Source organism: Pseudomonas sp. BN515 (genome assembly GCF_029873155.1).
Taxonomy (GTDB): Bacteria; Pseudomonadota; Gammaproteobacteria; order Pseudomonadales; family Pseudomonadaceae; genus Metapseudomonas.
Map to the genome: position 1 here is coordinate 98,136 of NZ_SSOH01000053.1, position 16,273 is coordinate 114,408.

14 protein-coding genes and 1 tRNA gene are annotated in these 16,273 nt (G+C 66.1%); 9 read left to right on the forward strand and 6 right to left on the reverse strand.

Going from position 1 to position 16,273, the window contains the following annotated elements; translation table 11 throughout:
- Positions 1-93 precede the first annotated feature (93 nt).
- The 5 genes from E8E91_RS13980 to E8E91_RS14000 all read right to left on the reverse strand — a co-directional run bounded on the left by E8E91_RS13980 (position 94) and on the right by E8E91_RS14000 (position 5,509).
- Positions 94-855, reverse strand: a complete 762-nt coding sequence (locus E8E91_RS13980; protein ID WP_280376243.1) for a CHAD domain-containing protein — start codon at positions 853-855, stop codon at positions 94-96.
- Positions 856-909: 54 nt separating this feature from the next.
- Positions 910-2,898, reverse strand: a complete 1,989-nt coding sequence (locus E8E91_RS13985) for a DUF3488 and DUF4129 domain-containing transglutaminase family protein (RefSeq protein ID WP_280376244.1) — start codon at positions 2,896-2,898, stop codon at positions 910-912.
- The gene (locus E8E91_RS13990) at positions 2,895-3,842 is read right to left on the reverse strand and encodes a DUF58 domain-containing protein (protein WP_280376245.1); all 948 of its coding nucleotides are present in this window, start codon (positions 3,840-3,842) and stop codon (positions 2,895-2,897) included. Before E8E91_RS13990 ends, E8E91_RS13985 begins: the two co-directional genes overlap by 4 nt.
- A complete protein-coding gene (locus E8E91_RS13995; RefSeq protein ID WP_280376246.1) occupies positions 3,842-4,759 on the reverse strand; it encodes a MoxR family ATPase in 918 nt (305 codons plus the stop codon). The genes E8E91_RS13990 and E8E91_RS13995 overlap by 1 nt, the downstream gene beginning before the upstream one ends.
- An 87-nt stretch (positions 4,760-4,846) precedes the next feature.
- Positions 4,847-5,509, reverse strand: coding sequence for a transglutaminase family protein (locus tag E8E91_RS14000; protein WP_280376247.1), 663 nt, complete (start codon positions 5,507-5,509; stop codon positions 4,847-4,849).
- A gap of 150 nt (positions 5,510-5,659) precedes the next feature.
- Here E8E91_RS14000 and E8E91_RS14005 point away from each other — a divergent pair, with 150 nt between their 5' ends.
- From E8E91_RS14005 to E8E91_RS14045, 9 genes are all read left to right on the forward strand, one after another.
- Positions 5,660-8,107, forward strand: coding sequence for an acyl-CoA dehydrogenase (locus E8E91_RS14005; RefSeq protein ID WP_280376248.1), 2,448 nt, complete (start codon positions 5,660-5,662; stop codon positions 8,105-8,107).
- 72 nt (positions 8,108-8,179) lie between these two features.
- A complete protein-coding gene (locus E8E91_RS14010) occupies positions 8,180-8,590 on the forward strand; it encodes a PA2817 family protein (protein WP_280376249.1) in 411 nt (136 codons plus the stop codon).
- A gap of 160 nt (positions 8,591-8,750) precedes the next feature.
- Complete coding sequence (locus E8E91_RS14015) at positions 8,751-9,269, forward strand: RNA polymerase sigma factor (RefSeq protein ID WP_280376250.1); 519 nt, start codon at positions 8,751-8,753, stop codon at positions 9,267-9,269.
- On the forward strand, positions 9,266-10,225 hold the full coding sequence (locus tag E8E91_RS14020) for a FecR family protein (protein WP_280376251.1): 960 nt from the start codon (positions 9,266-9,268) through the stop codon (positions 10,223-10,225). Before E8E91_RS14015 ends, E8E91_RS14020 begins: the two co-directional genes overlap by 4 nt.
- A 221-nt stretch (positions 10,226-10,446) precedes the next feature.
- Positions 10,447-12,825, forward strand: a complete 2,379-nt coding sequence (locus E8E91_RS14025; protein ID WP_280376252.1) for a TonB-dependent siderophore receptor — start codon at positions 10,447-10,449, stop codon at positions 12,823-12,825.
- Positions 12,826-12,886: 61 nt separating this feature from the next.
- Positions 12,887-14,017 (forward strand): PepSY-associated TM helix domain-containing protein, encoded by a 1,131-nt coding sequence (locus E8E91_RS14030; protein ID WP_280376253.1) that lies wholly within the window; start codon positions 12,887-12,889, stop codon positions 14,015-14,017.
- Positions 14,014-14,187: a hypothetical protein gene (locus E8E91_RS14035; protein WP_280376254.1), complete on the forward strand. Its 174-nt coding sequence runs from the start codon at positions 14,014-14,016 to the stop codon at positions 14,185-14,187. Before E8E91_RS14030 ends, E8E91_RS14035 begins: the two co-directional genes overlap by 4 nt.
- Positions 14,188-14,297: 110 nt before the next feature.
- Positions 14,298-14,591 carry a hypothetical protein gene (locus tag E8E91_RS14040; RefSeq protein WP_280376255.1) on the forward strand — a complete coding sequence of 98 codons (294 nt, stop codon included), beginning with the start codon at positions 14,298-14,300 and terminating at the stop codon, positions 14,589-14,591.
- Positions 14,592-14,927: 336 nt separating this feature from the next.
- Positions 14,928-16,067, forward strand: coding sequence for an SRPBCC family protein (locus E8E91_RS14045; protein WP_280376256.1), 1,140 nt, complete (start codon positions 14,928-14,930; stop codon positions 16,065-16,067).
- Positions 16,068-16,121: 54 nt separating this feature from the next.
- Here E8E91_RS14045 and E8E91_RS14050 read toward each other — a convergent pair.
- Positions 16,122-16,197: transfer RNA gene (locus tag E8E91_RS14050), tRNA-Gly, on the reverse strand.
- Positions 16,198-16,273: the final 76 nt, after the last annotated feature.

Below are 16,273 nucleotides of genomic sequence, written 5' to 3' on the forward strand. Positions count from 1 at the left end.
CAGGCGGCGATCTTAGGGCATTGCCGCGCCGGCCCGAAAGGCGCGTCGCAGGGCTGCTACGCCAAGGCAAAGGGGAGAACAGCCAAGGCAGGGTCAACCAAGACGGCGCAGCAACTTCTCCAGCACCCGGTCCGAACGGACTTCGGCAGCATGCATGGCCACCTGCCAGGCACGAACTCGGGGGCGCAGGTCTGGCTCGTTTTCCGCGCGGGCCAGCCATTGGACGTGATCGTGCCAGTTGCCCAGGGCGGTCTGCGCACCCACCAGCAGCTGCCGGGTCCGAGGGGACAGTTCGACCAGATTCGGGTAAGCGTCCAGGCCATAGCGCAGGCGCTTGATCAGCAGGCGCAGGCGATGGCGGTCATGGGCCGGGGCGCGCAGGGCCTGCTCGACCTGACGGAGACTCTTGCCAAGGAATTTCTCGGATTTCTTGCGCAGCCCCGTCACCAGGCCTTCGCGATCACACACCCGCATCAGGTGAGGCCAGGCTTCGAGCACCAGCAACAGGCGCGTCAACTCCGGCGCTAGCAAGAACTGCGCATAGCCGCTGCGCAGCGCCCGCTCGCGATCCGGGACCAGCCGCTCCAGGCGATGACTGCGCAGTTCGATGATCAGCACTTCCAGATCCCGCAACGGGCTGCTCAGCCTCGCCAGGTCGGTCGCCGCCTGGTCCAGCACGTCCACCGCCGCAAGGCCGCGCAGCGGGTGCAACAGGCTGCGCAAACGCCGGGTCGCCACCCGCAGGTCGTGCAAGGCCTCGTCATCGGTACGCGCCACCAGACGCTCGGTACAGGCGCGCAGACGAATCTCGAGGGCAATGACCTGAGCGATCAGGTCGTCCAGCAATGCGGCCATCTGGCGTCTCTCCAGCGATCCGGCCCGGACGGGCAGCGTATTACTCAGCATGGATCATCCGCGTACGCCCCGCAGGCGCCAGGGCAATGACTTGCGCAACTCGCTCAGCATTCGCTGCGGGTCGGCCCCCTGGTGGGCGGCATAGCGGCTGGCTTCAAATGCAGCTGCGAAGGCACGGATCTGCTCGGCCTGCCGGGGCAGCTCGCGACTGGCGCGCTCGGCGAAGGCGCGCGGCCCCTCCCCCGTTCCGCGCGACACGCCATGGCGTGCCAGCAAGCGCTCGAACGTCTGGAACTGGCGCAACTGCGGGTCACGCTCACGGCGCCAGGGCGCGAACAGGAACAGCGCCAGTACTGACATCAGTACTGCCCCGGCGCCCACCAGCCCGACGCCCAGGACGCGGCCGTCCTGGGCACCGAACCAGCGCTGCACCAGCTCCACCTGGGCCTCCCCCTGATAACCCAGCACCCAGCGCTGCCAGCCGTAGTTGAGGTTGTCCCAGGCCAGCCGCACCTGGTTCAGCCAGGACACCTGTCGATAGCGCAAGGGGGACAAGGGCGAGCCTTCGAGGAAGCTCTGCTCGCCGGATAGAGCCTCTTCCAGACCGCGCTCGATGCGGCTCGGCGCCACCTGGAAGGTGGGGTCGACGCTGATCCAGCCACGCTCCGGGAGCCAGTACTCCACCCAGGCATGGGCGTCGAACTGGTGCACCAGCACATAGTTGCCGGCGGGATTGAGTTCGCCGCCCTGGTAGCCAGCCACCACACGCGCCGGGATGCCGGCCGCGCGCAGGACGAAGGTCATGGCGCCGGCGTAGTGCGCACAGAAGCCCCGTCGCGTATCGAAGAGGAACGCATCGATATTGTCCTCCCCCAGGGGCAGCGGCTTCAGGGTGTAGACATAGGGCTCACGATTGAAATGCGCCAACAGTGCGTCCACCAGTCGTTGCGGGTCCGCATGTTGCCGCTTGAGCTCGGCGGCCCAGGCCCGAGCGCGGGGCTCACCCTGCTCCGGCAGTTGCAGGGACCGACGCAATGCCTCCGGGTTTCCCGCCGGCTCGCGCACCGCCCCAGGCCAGGACGTGACCTGGTAGAGCAATGTGCGATCCACGGGCTTGCGGCGCTCCAGACGGAAGTCGGCCCGGCTGCGCACGTCCTGGTCGCGGGTTTCGGCTACATCCAGCCCGAACAGCCACGGCCGTCCACTGGGTTGCATGACGATGCTGTAGCGCAGCGGCTCGCCTTCCTTGCGCCAGTCCGCCGCCGGACCGAACTGAGAGCCTAACGATTGCGACCAGCGGCGGCCGTCGAAGCGCTCCAGGGTGAGCGCACGCCAGTAGAGCTGGCTCATGGGCGGTACCGTGCCTTCGAAGCTGGCACGGAAGGCCAACTCGCCGGAACGGCTGAGTTCGGCGACGTCCGCCGGGCTCATGGCATCTGCCAGACCAGTGACGCCCTTGTCGTTGGGCAGCGGCAAAGACCAGAGCGGGCCCAGGCGCGGGAAAAACAGGAACAGCAGCAGCATCAACGGCGCGGCCTGCAAGAGCAGGCTGCCGGCGGCCTTCAACGGCACCAGTGGATGCTCCGCGAAGCGGCTCTGTTGCAACCCCACCAGGGCGGCCAGCAAGGCGCAGAGAGGAAGCAGGCTGTAGAGGGCCGCGAGCATGCCGTCGTTGAACAGGTACGCGGTCACCTGGGTGAAGAACCCCAGCAGGACCAGCACCAGCGCATCGCGCTGGCTGCGCAACTCCACCAGTTTGAGGATGAACACCGCCACCAGCAGCACGACGGCCGCCTCCAGCCCCACCAGCGTGCCCCGCGACAGGAACACCCCCAGGGCCACGGCGAGGATGAGCCCGGCCTTGACCAGGCCACTGGGGTACCGGGAGCGCATGCGGAAGATCTGGATGCGCCAGCCGGCGCACCCCAGCCACATGGCGATGATCCACAGCGGCAGGTGCGGCAGCAGTGGCAGGATCACCAGCACCTGCGCCACCAGCAGCCAGGTGAGGCCGATGCGGGTGATGGGCAGGCTGGACTTCATCGCGGCGTCCCGAACAGGGCCAGGGCACGGAGGCAGGCTTCGCGGTGGGCGTCCCCGGTCTCCGGTGCCAACTCCTGCCCGCCCAGCCGCAGGCCGAAAGGCTGGCCACGGGAGGAGAACTGCAACACCCAATGGCACAACAGGCTGAGGCGCTCTTCGAGGTCACCGTTCATCTGGTCCAGGTCGAGCCAGAGATCACGCCCGGCCAGTGCGGCGAAATCCTTCACGAACAGGCCCTGCCCTCGCGAATAGGCCTTCCAGTGCAAGCGCCGGCGCGAATCGCCTGGCTGATAGGCACGCAAACCCTGGTAGTCGTCCGCTCCGGCGCCGAGCACGTGCTGGCCGTCTTCACCGTCATCTTCGCCGCGTCCCGGTATCAACGGCAGGTCGCCCTCCAGCGGACGCGGGTAGACCAGCAGCGCCTGATCCAGGTCCACCCAGCTCCAGGCCACCAGCAACCCGAGGGGATAGCGACTCTCGACCCGCAGGCGCCTGGGTCGCAGCCAGCCACGACGTTCGGTGGGAAGGTGCAGCTCCACGTCGCAGGCGCCCTTGGCCGCCACGTCCTGGACCTGCAAGGGCAAGGGTGGCCAGCCAATCGCGATGGCCTGGTGTTCACGGCGGGTACTTTCCAGGGTGACGTGGAAGTGCGCCTGTTCGCCGAAAAATACCGGGGCACCGCCCGCCGCCTTGAGGTTCAGCCCCGACAGGTTGCGGAAGGTATGCAGGATGGCCACCAGGAAAACCGACAGCAGCAGGAAGGTCAGCCCGTAGGCCAGGCTGTTCTGGTAATTGATCGCCACCAGCAGCATGGGCACCAGCGCCACTCCGAAGGCGGCGCCGGCACGGGTCGGCAGTATGAAGATGCGCCGCTGGTCGAGGCGCACCTGATTGGCCCGCGGGATGCGCCGGGCCAGCCAGCGGTCGACCTGGACCTCCAGCATCAGAGCGCCGGCACTTCGCGCAGCAACCACTGCACCAGCGCGCCGCCACCGTGGCCGGAGGGATCAGCGCGCTCGCGCAGGCGGTGGCCCACGACCGAGGGCAGTACGGCCTGGACGTCTTCGGGAATCACGTAATCGCGCCCCGCCAACAGCGCCCAGGCACGGGCGGCAGACAGCAGCGCCAGGCTGGCGCGCGGCGACAGTCCCCAGGCGAACTGCGGCTGGCTACGGGTGGCATCCACCAGGCGCAACACGTAGTCCACCACGGCATCGCGGGCTATCACCTTGGGTACTTCGGCCTGGATCAGACCCAGTTCGGCATGGGTGAAGACAGGTTCCAGGCGCGGCAACAGTTCGCGGCGCGACTCCCCCTGCAGCAACGCCTTCTCCGCCGCCTTGGCCGGATAGCCGAGGGACAAGCGCATGAGGAAGCGGTCCAGCTGCGACTCCGGCAAGGCGAAGGTGCCGCCCTGGCTCGCCGGGTTCTGGGTGGCGATGACGAAGAAGGGCTCCGGCAATGGCCGGGTCGCGCCCTCGATGGTCACCTGCCCCTCTTCCATGGCCTCCAGCAATGCGCTCTGGCTCTTGGGCGTGGCGCGGTTGATCTCGTCGGCCAGCACCAGCTCGGCGAACACCGGGCCGGGGTGGAAGACGAACTGGCCACTGTCCTTGTCGAAGACCGAGGTACCCAGGATGTCGCCGGGCAACAGGTCGGAGGTGAACTGGATGCGCTGGAAGCTCAGCCCCAGCACCTTGGCCAGGGCATGGCCCAAGGTGGTCTTGCCCATGCCGGGCAGGTCTTCGATCAAGAGGTGTCCACGGGCCAGCAGGCAGGTCAGGGCCAGGCGTACCTGTGCCTCTTTGCCCAACAGCACCTGATTGACCGCGTGCAGGCAGGCATCCAGTTTGGTTCGCATTCGTCGCTCCCTGTGCAATGCGACGATGCTACTGGCAGGCCGGGCGATGGCAAAGCGCCCGGCAAACTTTACTTATGAAACTGTGCGTCAGCTCGCTGCGGCGGCCTCGGCGTGCAGGTCGCCGGAGAGGAACAACGAGCCTTCCTGGAACAGGTGCGGATAGACAGTCTCCAGGTGGTCGAAGAACAGCGCCTCAGGCAGATCGGCGAACTGGCCGTGGTCCGCCAGGTACTCCATGTAGCGCTCACCCTGGTTATTGAAGGGATGGAAGATGCTGTCGCTGTACCCGTCGAACTCCAGCGGGGCCACGTTGAACAACCGGCACAGCGCCAGGTTGAAGGCCGGCGTGGCCTTGACCCAGCGACCCTCGAGGTACAGCTCGGTGTAACCGTGCATGGCGAACACCTCGCTGCGCAGCAGTTCCAGCAGCCGGGGCGTGGCCAGGTGATTGCGCACATCGGCCAGGCCGATGCGCGCGGGAATACCGCAATGCCGCGCGCAAGCAGCCAGCAGGATCGCCTTGGGCACGCAGTAGGACTCCCCCGCCGCCAGGGCATGGCTGGCCTTCAGGGTCTCGGGATTGCGGCTGAACACGTAGGGGTTGTAGCGAACCTCGTCGCGCGCCGCGAGGTACAGGCTGACGGCCGTATCGACGGGGTCGCGGCTGGTGCCACGGTGTCTTTGCGCGAACTCGACCACCAGGGGGTGGTCACTATCAACGAAGCGGCCGGGTTCCAGATAGTGCTGCATGGGGGATCTCCTGCGGACATGGCGCCCAGTCTATCCAGCCCGTTTTCCCTGCGGACACGACATTCCGGCCAAGTTTGGCTCTCCTGTCGCCATGGTCCTGGTTGGTGACCAGGCTCGTGGCGCGCTCGCCACCATCAAGGAGGATCGCTCATGTTGTTCTTCTGGTTGCTCACCCTGGCCCTGGGCATCGCCTGCCTCGCCCATCGCCGTACCGCGCCGTTTCCCGCCCTGGGCCTGGTGGCCGGCTTCCTGCTGCTGATGGGTTTCTTCAGCCACGCCCCGGGCTGGCTGTTGCTCCTGCTCTGGCTGGGCTGGCTCGCCACCGCCCTGCCCCTGGCAATGCCGGAACTGCGCCGCCGCTGGCTCAGCGCCCCCCTGTTCGCCTGGTTCCAGCGGGTGTTGCCGCCCATGTCGGAGACCGAGCGCGATGCCATCGAGGCCGGCACCGTCTGGTGGGATGGCGAGCTGTTCATCGGCCGGCCGGACTGGCGCAAGCTGCTGGATTCGCCCCGCCCGCAGCTGACGGAGGAAGAACAGGCCTTCCTCGATGGCCCCACCGAGGAACTCTGCGCCATGGTCAGCGACTGGGAGATCGGCCAGCAGATGGACCTCCCAGCCAAGGCCTGGGCGCACATCAAGCAGCACGGCTTCTTCGCCCTGATCATCCCGAAGGAATATGGCGGCAAGGGCTTCTCCGCCTATGCCCATTCCCAGGTGGCAATGAAACTGGCGACCCGCAGTGCCGACCTCGCGTCCACCGTGATGGTGCCCAACTCCCTCGGCCCCGCCGAACTGCTACTGCACTACGGCACCGACCAGCAGCGCCAGCGCTACCTGCCGCGCCTGGCGAGCGGCGCGGACATCCCCTGCTTCGCCCTGACCGGTCCGCTGGCCGGGTCGGACGCCGGCGCCATGCCGGACCTGGGCATCGTCTGCAAGGGGCAGTGGCAGGGTGAGGAAGTCATCGGCCTGCGCCTGACCTGGGAGAAGCGCTACATCACCCTCGGCCCGGTAGCCACGCTCCTCGGCCTTGCCTTCAAGGCCTACGACCCGGAGCACCTCCTGGGGGACGTGGAAGACCTCGGCATCAGCCTGGCGCTGGTCCCCACCGACACCCCCGGCGTGGAGATCGGCCGGCGCCACCTGCCCCTCGGCGCCGCCTTCATGAACGGCCCCAACTCCGGCAAGGATGTGTTCGTGCCGCTGGACTTCGTCATCGGTGGCCAGGCCATGCTCGGTAAAGGCTGGATGATGTTGATGAACTGCCTCTCGGTGGGCCGTTCGATTTCCCTGCCGGCAGCGGCCACCGGCGCGGCCAAGTTCACCAGCCTGGTGACCGGCCAATACGCCCGCATCCGCGAGCAGTTCAATGTGCCCCTGGCAGCATTCGAAGGGGTTCAGGAAGCCCTGGCGCGCATCGCCGGCAACGCCTGGCTGATGGACAGCGCGCGAATCCTCACCGCCAGTGCAGTCGACCTGGGGGAAAAGCCCTCGGTACTTTCGGCCATCCTCAAGTACCACCTCACCGAGCGCGGCCGCGAATGCATCGGCCACGCCATGGACGTGCACGGCGGCAAGGGCATCATCCTCGGCCCGAACAACTACCTCGGTCGCGCCTGGCAGGGCGCCCCCATTTCCATCACGGTGGAAGGCGCCAACATCCTCTCGCGCAACCTGATGATCTTTGGCCAGGGGGCCATCCGCTGCCATCCGTTCGTACTCAGGGAAATGGCCCTGGCCAGCCGTGAAGATCGCCACCAGGCCCTGGAAGAGTTCGACCAACTGCTGCTCAAGCACATCGGTTTCACCGTGGGCAATGCCGCCAGCAGCCTGCTGCTGGGCCTGAGCCTGGGGCGCATTGGCGATGCTCCCGGCGACAACCTCAGCCGCCCTTACTTCCGCGCCCTCGACCGCCTGGCCGCGGCCTTCGCCCTGCTCGCCGACAGCAGCATGCTGTTGCTCGGCGGCGAGCTGAAACGCCGGGAGAGGCTGTCCGCGCGCCTCGGCGACGCCCTCAGCCATCTCTACCTGGCCTCGGCGGCACTCAAGCGCTACCACGACCGCGACTATCCCGAGCACCTGCAACCCCTGGTGCGCTGGGCCCTGGAGGAAAGCCTGGGCAAGGCCGAGTCGGCCTTGGACGGACTGCTGGACAACTTCCCCAACGCCATCGCGGGCGGCCTGTTGCGGGTGCTGGTGTTCCCCCTCGGCCGTCGCCATCCAGGCCCATCGGACGCATTGGACGCCGAGGTCGCCGGGGTGATCGGTCGCGACCGAGGCGACCCGGCGCTGGAGGAACTGCTGACCGGCTGCTACCGCCCGCAATCCGCCGACGACCCGGTAGGCGCCCTGCAAGTCGCCATCGACCAGATCGGCCGCAGCCGCCCCCTGCTGCACAAGCTTCAAGCGGCGCTGAAATCCGGCCAGTTGCGACCTGCACCGGGTGAGCCGCTGGTGGACGCAGCCCTGGCGGCAGACCTGCTGGATGCGGAGGACGCGCAACAGGTCCGTGCCGTCGAAGCGGCCCGGCGGCGGGTGATCGACGTCGACGATTTCGCCAAGGAGGAATTGCACCTCCGCGAGGGCGGCATCCGCTGATTCCCGCGGGCACGACAGCGGGCGCGCGGGGCCTTATACTCCCGCGCCCGATTCAGCTTCAGGACATCCGCCATGGCCAATCCCTACCTCGACCACCACATCGCCCTGCTCGCCCACCTGCGCAGCATCCTGGTCGCCCTGGGCGAGGCCGAACAGGTTCCCGAGGAGAACCACGCCCTCTTCGTCGAGCGCTTCGACGAACTGATGAGCGAGCTGCCGCGTGACCCGGAAGGCAGCCTCTACCTGGGCCAGGACCTGATCGGCCAGGTTTTCCATCGCTATCCGCAGATCGCCCACCTGGTGCCGCGCGACCTGCTCTGGTTCTTCGGTGGCGACTGCCTGCACTTCATGCCCGATGAAGAAATCGACCTCTACCAACGTCTCGATGAGCGCCGCTACGAGGCCGAACAGAACGACGAGCCCTTCGACTGGAACCAGGAAAAGCAATTGCTCGCCCTGCCGGCAGACGGCAACAAGCACTGAGCCCTCCGGGGCGGCGCCTGTGCCGCCCCTCCCCGCCTTTCTCCCCCGCACCGCCATCCATCGCCCACCGCCCCAAGCCGATTGCGGCACGGCGCCAGCCTCTGTCATAATTGCGAATAATTCTTAAACACTTTTCCCAGTTATTCTCAATGAGGTCAGCGTGTCGGCCGGTGATCCCGCGAACCCGCATCTGGTAGGGCTGCTTTACCGAGACCATCGTGATTGGCTGTTCCACTGGCTACGCAAAACGGTGCAATGCCCCCACCGCGCTGAAGACGTCAGCCAGGACACCTTTCTGCGCCTGCTCGCCCGCGCCGATCTGCAACCGCCCCGCGAGCCTCGCGCCCTGCTGGCGACCATCGCCCGCGGCTTGCTGGTGGACCAGTTCCGCCGCAACGACCTGGAACGCGCCTACCTGGAAGAACTGGCCCAAGCCCCGCAGGACCTGCACCCGAGCCCCGAGGACCAGGCACTGATCCTGGAAAGCCTGCGGGAGATCGATCGCCTACTCGGCCAGCTATCCAGCAAGGCGCGCGCCGCCTTCCTCTATAACCGCCTCGACGGGCTTGGCCACGCCGAGATCGCCGAGCGCCTGGGCGTTTCCCCATCACGGGTTCGCCAATACCTGGCCCAGGGCATGCGCCAGTGCTACATCGCCCTGTACGGGGAGCCGGTATGAGCCGGGTTTCTGCACGCGCGCTGGATGAGGCCATCGCCTGGCAACTGTGCCTGGATTCCGGCGAGGCCACCGACCAGGAGCGCCATGAGTTCCGCCGCTGGCTGGGAGCGCACCCGGAACACGCGCAGGTCTGGCAGCAACTGGCGGGCATCGACCAGCACCTCTCAGCCGCCGCTCCCGGCCACGCCCGTCGCGCCTTGCTGCGCAGCGGTGGCGTGCGTCGGCGCAGCCTGCATCGTGTCGCCGGCAACGCCCTTGCCCTGGTACTGGCGGTGGGCCTGGGGCTCGGCCTGCTGGCCCAGCAGCGCCCCCTCGGTGATTACCTGGCCGATGAAATGACCACCAGCGGCCAACATCGCGAACTGCGCCTGGCGGACAAGACCATCGTGCAGCTCAACAGCCGCACGGCGCTGGATATCGACTTCGATGGCCCGCAGCGCCGGCTCTACCTGCGTAGCGGCGAAATCCTGGTGAAGACCGGCCACGCCGATTCGCGCCCGTTCTTCGTCTATACCGACCAGGGTCGCCTGCAGCCGCTGGGTACCCGCTTCCTGGTGCGACGCGAGGGCGATTCGACCCGCCTGATCGTGCTCGAATCGGCGGTCGCCGCCGAGCCGCGCAGCGCGTCCGGCGAGCGCATCATCCAGGCCGGCGAACAGGTACGCATCGACCGCCAGCACCTCGGCCCAACCCAAGCCGCGCCGGTCGGAGCCGAAGCCTGGAGCCACGGCATGCTGGTGGCCGACGACATGCCGCTGGCGGAGCTGATCGACAGCCTGGGTGAATACCGCAGCGGCTACCTGGGCCTGGACCCGACCCTGGCCAACCTGCGCATCAGCGGCGTGTTCCCGCTGAACGACAGCGACAAGGCCCTGGCCGCCCTGCCTCCGAGCCTGCCGGTGCGCATCGAGCGCTTCAGCGACTGGTGGGTGCGCGTGGTACCGGCCAAGGACTAGACCCGAACGCAGCCCATCAGTCCATCGATGGGCTGCGTGCCTCGACCCGCACCACAAAAAACCTCAAGCACAACGACGAAAACGGCCGAAAAGGTCCATTCGCCCCACACAAGATGAGTCCAGGGACGGGCCAGAAAATTTTTCTCCGTCCCCCTGTCACTTTTCGATTCTGGCTCGGCAAGAAGGCATTGAGACGATTTCTCACTTAGGAGATGTTCGCAATGCACCTTGCTTCCGCCCCGTTCCGACGTACCTTGCTGGCGCTGGCCGTCACCCTCGGCGGCCTGTCCACCCAGGTACTGGCCGAGACCTACCAACTGCCGTCCGCCTCGCTGGCCAGCACCCTGAATCGAATCGCAGCGGATGCGGGCATCGTCATCAGCATCGACCCGGCCCTGACCGCCGGCCGTACCGCGCCCGCCGTACAGGGTGAGCTCACCCCGCTGCAGGCGCTGTCCCAGGCCCTGCAGGGCAGCAACCTGCGCCTGGTGCAGAACGGCGCCGACAGCTACAGCCTGGCGCCCTTGGCCGACGAGGTAATGAACCTGCCGGACGTGAACATCGACGGCAGCCGCAACTACGAAACCGCCTGGGGCCCCACCACCGGCATGGTCGCCAGCCGCACCGCCGCCGGCACCAAGACCGACACCGCGATCAACGAGATTCCCCGTTCCATCTCCGTGATCACCCGCGAGCAACTGGATTCGCGCCCCACCCTCAACCTCAATGACTCGCTGCGCTACACCGCCGGCGTGATGAGCAGCGGCTACGGTTCCGATTCCCGCGCCGACTGGCTGAAGGTGCGTGGCTTCGTGCCGACCCAGTTCCTCGATGGCCTGCCGCTGCCGGTCGGCTCCTTCGCCAACCCGAAGATCGAGCCCTGGAACCTGGAGCGCATCGCCGTGTTGCGTGGCCCGGCCTCTTCCGTCTACGGCCAGACCCCGCCCGGCGGCCTGCTGGACATGGTCAGCCGCCGCCCCCAGGAGGAACAGGCCAATGAGGTGGAGCTGCAGGCCGGCAGCAACGAACACAAGCAGATCAACTTCGACAGCACCGGCAAGATCGACGATGCGGGCCAGTTCCTCTACCGCGTCAGCGGCACCGTGCGCGACAGCAACACTCCCATCGATCACATCCCGGACAAGCGCTACAACATAGCGCCCAGCCTGACCTGGAACATCAACGAAGACACCCGCCTGACCTTCCTCTCGCAGTACACCCGCGACGATACGGGCATCACCGGCCAGTTCCTGCCGCTGCAAGGCACCAAGATCGATTCGCCCTTCGGTGATATCTCCCACCACAAGAACCTGGGCGAGCCGGACTGGGACTTCTACGACCGCACCTACTACGCGCTGGGCTACTCCTTCGAACACCGCTTCAACGATGTCTGGCAGTTCCGCCAGAACCTGCGTTACACCAAGAGCGACCTGGAATTCCAGGCGGTGAACGTGGCCACCTTCAACAGCATCGACGCCGACGGCAACGTCAACCGCGAATCCGGCATCGTCGACGAAGACATCAGCCAGTTCGCCGTGGACAACAACTTCCAGGCCGATTTCAGCACCGGCGAGCTGGACCACACCGTGCTGCTCGGCCTCGATCACCAGCGCGCGAACACCAACTACCGCTGGCTCTACGGCATGGGTGTACCACCGATCAACGTGAACAACCCGATCTACGGGGCGGACATGTCCGGTGTCACCTACTTCACCATGCAGGACTTCAACCAGAAGACCTACCAGACCGGCCTCTACATCCAGGACCAGATCGCCCTGGACAACTGGCGCCTGACCCTCGGCGGCCGTGAAGACTGGGTGCACACCGGCACCGAATTCTTCAACAAGAACGACGCCACCAATACCCAGCGGGACGCTGCCTTCAGCGGCAACGTGGGCCTGAGCTACCTGTTCGACAACGGCATCACCCCGTACTTTTCCTACGCCGAGTCCTTCCAGCCCGCCATCGGCGCCAACGTCGACAGCACCGTCTCCTTCGAACCCACCGAGGGCAAGCAGTACGAAGTCGGCATCAAGTACCAGCCCCCCGGTACCGACGCCATGCTGACCGCCGCGGTCTACGACCTGAACCAGACCAACGTCAGCGTCACCGAAGGCAGCGTGACCCGCCAGATCGGCGAGCTGGAGATTCGCGGCCTGGAGCTGGAAGCCACCGCCGACGTCACCGAAAACCTCAAGCTGGTGGCTTCCTACAGCTACACCGACAGCGAAATCCAGAAGGGACCAGACAAGGGCAACCGCATGGCCCAGGTGCCACGCAACCAGGCCACCGCCTGGGCCGATTACACCTGGCACAGCGGCGTCCTCGACGGTTTCGGCGTGGCCGGTGGCGTCCGCTATGTCGGCGACAGCTACGGCAACACCGCCAACACCTGGCTGGGCCACACCGGCTCCTACACCGTCTACGACGCCTCCGTGCACTACGACCTGGGCCGCCTGGACAGCTCGCTGCGCGGTGTTTCCGTCGCGGTGGACGCGAAGAACGTGTTCAACAAGGAGTACCTGTCTACCTGTGACGGCTACTGGTGCTACTACGGTGACGAACGCACCGTGGTCGGCAGCGTGAACTACAAGTTCTGAGCCTCGCGCGATCGCGAACAAGGGCTGCCCCGGCGGGCAGCCCACGCAACAGGGATTCGCCATGCAAAGCAGCACCATCCGTCGCTGGTCCAGCGTCCACACCTGGACCAGCCTGATCTGCACCCTCTTCCTGCTGATGCTCGCCCTCACCGGCCTGCCGTTGATCTTCCACCACGAGCTGGAACACCTGCTGGGTGAAGCGCCCGAACTGCGCGAGATGGCGCCGGACACACCGCATATGGGCCTGCAGCAGCTGGTGGAGGCCGCCCAGCGCCACCGCCCCGGCGAGGTGGTGCAGTACCTGGGCTTTGAAAAGGACGAACCCAACGGCGTGGTCGCAATCACCGCCGCCACCGCCGGCACCGAACCCAACTCATCCCACACCTTCATGCTCGACGCCCGCACCGGCGAGCCGGTGGCCATGCCGGCTGCCAACGGCGGCGTGCTGATGTTCATCCTGCGCCTGCACGTCGACATGTTCGCCGGGTTACCCGGCAAGCTGCTGCTGGCCTTCATGGGCGTGCTCTTCGTGATCGCAATCGTTTCTGGCGTGGTGCTCTATTCGCCCTTCATGCGCCGCCTGAAGTTCGCCGAAGTGCGGCACCAGCGCGCCACCCGCACCCGCTGGCTGGACCTGCACAACCTGATCGGCATCGTCACCCTGACCTGGGCGCTGGTGGTGGGCCTCACCGGCGTCATCAGCGCCTGCGCCGACCTGCTGATCAGCGCCTGGCGCCAGGACGCCCTCAGCGCCCTGGTGGAGCCTTACCGAAATGCGCCGCCGCTCACCGATCGCGCCCCGGCAGATAACGTCCTGAAGATTGCATCCGAAGCCTTGCCCGGCATGCAGGCGGACTTCATCGCCTTCCCCGGCACCCGCTTCTCCAGCGAGCATCACTACACGGTATTCATGGTCGGCAGCACGCACCTCACCGCCCACCTGTGGACGCCAGTGCTGATCGATGCCCGCACCCTGGAGGTCACCGCCGTGGCCCATCGCCCCTGGTACATGGACGCCCTGGCGATGTCACAGCCGCTGCACTTCGGCGACTACGGTGGTCGTCCCATGCAATTGCTCTGGGCCGCGCTGGATATCCTCACCATCATCGTGCTCGGCAGCGGCCTGTACCTCTGGTGGGTTCGCCAGCGCCGCAGCGCCGGGCAGCGCTCGACCGAGGCGGCAACGGCATGAACTGGCGGCAATCGACCTTCGTCCTGCCCACGGTCATCGGCCTGCTCTGCACCCTGGGCCTGTTCAGCGCACTGGTGGGCGACAGCTGGTGGGACGCCCTGTCCTGGCTGGGTCTTGGCGTACCCGCCGCGCTCGGCACCTGGCCGCTGTTGCGCCGACTGCGCGAGTAGGCTTTCTCGCTCGCGCCACCCAGCCCGAGATGATTCGAGAGATGCAAAAAAGCCCGCCTGGCACTGCCGGGCGGGCTTTTTTGATGGGGTGCGAAATGCGCTGGAGGGCCGTGAAGAATGACGCCAGCCAGCGCCTCGAATCAGCCCTGCTTGGACAGTTCGGCGCGTTGTTTTGCAGCGACAGCTTCTTGCTGCTTCTGCTCTTTCAGCTGGACCTGTGCCAGGCGGGCCTGCCAGCGTGCCGTTGTACGATCGGCACCACCAGAAGCCATGGCCGCGGTGGCCGAAAGGGCGATGGTCAGGGCGGAAGCAAGGGCAATAACAGATTTCATAATCAAACTCCGGACAACAAAAAAGGCAAAACAGAAACGATCTGCGGGAGCCTCCTCGGCCAACTCGACTGACTGGACGGCTACGACCCAACGATCGATCTCGGAAAATAGGACCGGCCCAAATGCACTTCGTTCGCTAGCTAACGAAGTGCATCGCGCCGTAGCCCCTGGAAAAATCCACTACCTACTTGGGTCTAGAGCGGCGCGAGCCGCCCGTCGGGCGACCCGCTGAAGACCCTCTGAACGGCAAGCTGAGAACGCTACTTCCAGCATGCGGACTCCGACCTCGCACGCACCACGCAAGGCCGGCACTTCTGCCAAAATTCACGAATAACCGGAAACCCCGCTTCAAAAGAAGGGGAGCATCACTAGACTGCGGGGCACACCAACAAGACTGCCGGAGCAGCCATGAGCCACGACACCCAGGCGTTTCGCGACCGCTATCGCGCAGGCATCCACCCCCTCTACAACGTCTGGTTGCATGGCGGCTTCGTCCTGCTCTACGGCGTCGCCTGCCTGGCTTTCTTCATCGGCCACCTGGGTGAGGTGAAACCCTGGGAGTGGCTGGTGGTGCCGGCTGCCCTGGTGTTCTTCAACTGGGGCGAATACTCCATCCACAAGAACCTGGGCCATCACAAGACGCGTGTTGGCGGGATGTTCTACAAGCGCCACACCGGCGACCACCACAGCTTCTTCGTCGCTGGGCGAATGACCTGGGAATCGGCCCGGGATTGGCGGGTGATCCTCTTCCCCGCCTGGCTGATCGTGTTCTACAGCGTCGGCCTGTTCGCCGCCTGGTGGTTGCTGTCCCTGGTCAACACCAACGTCGCCGCGCTGTTCTCCACCACCCTGTTGGCCGGGTACTTGAGCTACGAGGTCTTCCACGCCTGCGAGCACCTGCCAGCCGACCACCCGATCTCGCGCCTGCCCTGGATTCGCCACATGCGCCGCCTACACGAGCTGCACCATCGCCGCGACCTGATGCAGACCCACAACTTCAACCTGGTTTTCCCGCTGATGGACTGGCTCAAGGGGAGCCTGCACTGGGAGCCAACGGAACAGGAGTGCGCCATGACCCGACTGCAGCACGAAGTGGAAATCGACCGCAGCCCCGAGCGGGTCCTGGCCTATGCAGCCACCGTCACCCGCTGGCCGGAATGGCACCCCTCCTCACTGCGTGTGGACGGCACCGCCGGACCTCTGCCGGCCGGCAGCCATTTCGAGGAAGACATACACGCGGGTGGACGCGCTGGGCATTTGAGCTGGGCTGTGACCGAGTACAGCCCCGGCAGCCGCTGGCGCGCCACCGCGCAGGGTACCCACGGACTGAATCTGGTGCTGACCTATGAGTGCGAAAGCACGGCGAGCGGAAGTCGCTTCGTCCGCACCCTGGAGTACGGCTTTTCCGGACTGGCCATGCGGCTTGCGAACTGGTTGGTGATGCGCGGCAAGATCGACCGCGAATCGGCCGAATCCATGAAGCGACTGAAGGAGATGGCCGAGCGTGCCATCGAGAAAGGTCCGGTCCACCAGCTCAATCTGGTCTGAACCCGGAATGCGGAAACGAAAACGCCGCTCATGTGAGCGGCGTTTTCGTTTATTTGGAGCGGGAAACGAGACTCGAACTCGCGACCCCGACCTTGGCAAGGTCGTGCTCTACCAACTGAGCTATTCCCGCGTACAGCATTTACAAAGTGGCGTCCCCTAGGGGACTCGAACCCCTGTTACCGCCGTGAAAGGGCGGTGTCCTAGGC

Bases quoted from the DNA above. Each gene is read 5' to 3' on its own strand.
- E8E91_RS14000 (WP_280376247.1), bottom strand. From the start codon at position 5,509: ATGCAGCACTATCTGGAACCCGGCCGCTTCGTTGATAGTGACCACCCC.
- E8E91_RS14020 (WP_280376251.1), top strand. From the start codon at position 9,266: ATGAGCCGGGTTTCTGCACGCGCGCTGGATGAGGCCATCGCCTGGCAA.
- E8E91_RS14025 (WP_280376252.1), top strand. From the start codon at position 10,447: ATGCACCTTGCTTCCGCCCCGTTCCGACGTACCTTGCTGGCGCTGGCC.
- E8E91_RS13980 (WP_280376243.1), bottom strand. From the start codon at position 855: ATGGCCGCATTGCTGGACGACCTGATCGCTCAGGTCATTGCCCTCGAG.
- E8E91_RS14030 (WP_280376253.1), top strand. From the start codon at position 12,887: ATGCAAAGCAGCACCATCCGTCGCTGGTCCAGCGTCCACACCTGGACC.
- E8E91_RS13990 (WP_280376245.1), bottom strand. From the start codon at position 3,842: ATGCTGGAGGTCCAGGTCGACCGCTGGCTGGCCCGGCGCATCCCGCGG.
- E8E91_RS14010 (WP_280376249.1), top strand. From the start codon at position 8,180: ATGGCCAATCCCTACCTCGACCACCACATCGCCCTGCTCGCCCACCTG.
- E8E91_RS14005 (WP_280376248.1), top strand. From the start codon at position 5,660: ATGTTGTTCTTCTGGTTGCTCACCCTGGCCCTGGGCATCGCCTGCCTC.
- E8E91_RS13985 (WP_280376244.1), bottom strand. From the start codon at position 2,898: ATGAAGTCCAGCCTGCCCATCACCCGCATCGGCCTCACCTGGCTGCTG.
- E8E91_RS14035 (WP_280376254.1), top strand. From the start codon at position 14,014: ATGAACTGGCGGCAATCGACCTTCGTCCTGCCCACGGTCATCGGCCTG.
- E8E91_RS13995 (WP_280376246.1), bottom strand. From the start codon at position 4,759: ATGCGAACCAAACTGGATGCCTGCCTGCACGCGGTCAATCAGGTGCTG.
- E8E91_RS14045 (WP_280376256.1), top strand. From the start codon at position 14,928: ATGAGCCACGACACCCAGGCGTTTCGCGACCGCTATCGCGCAGGCATC.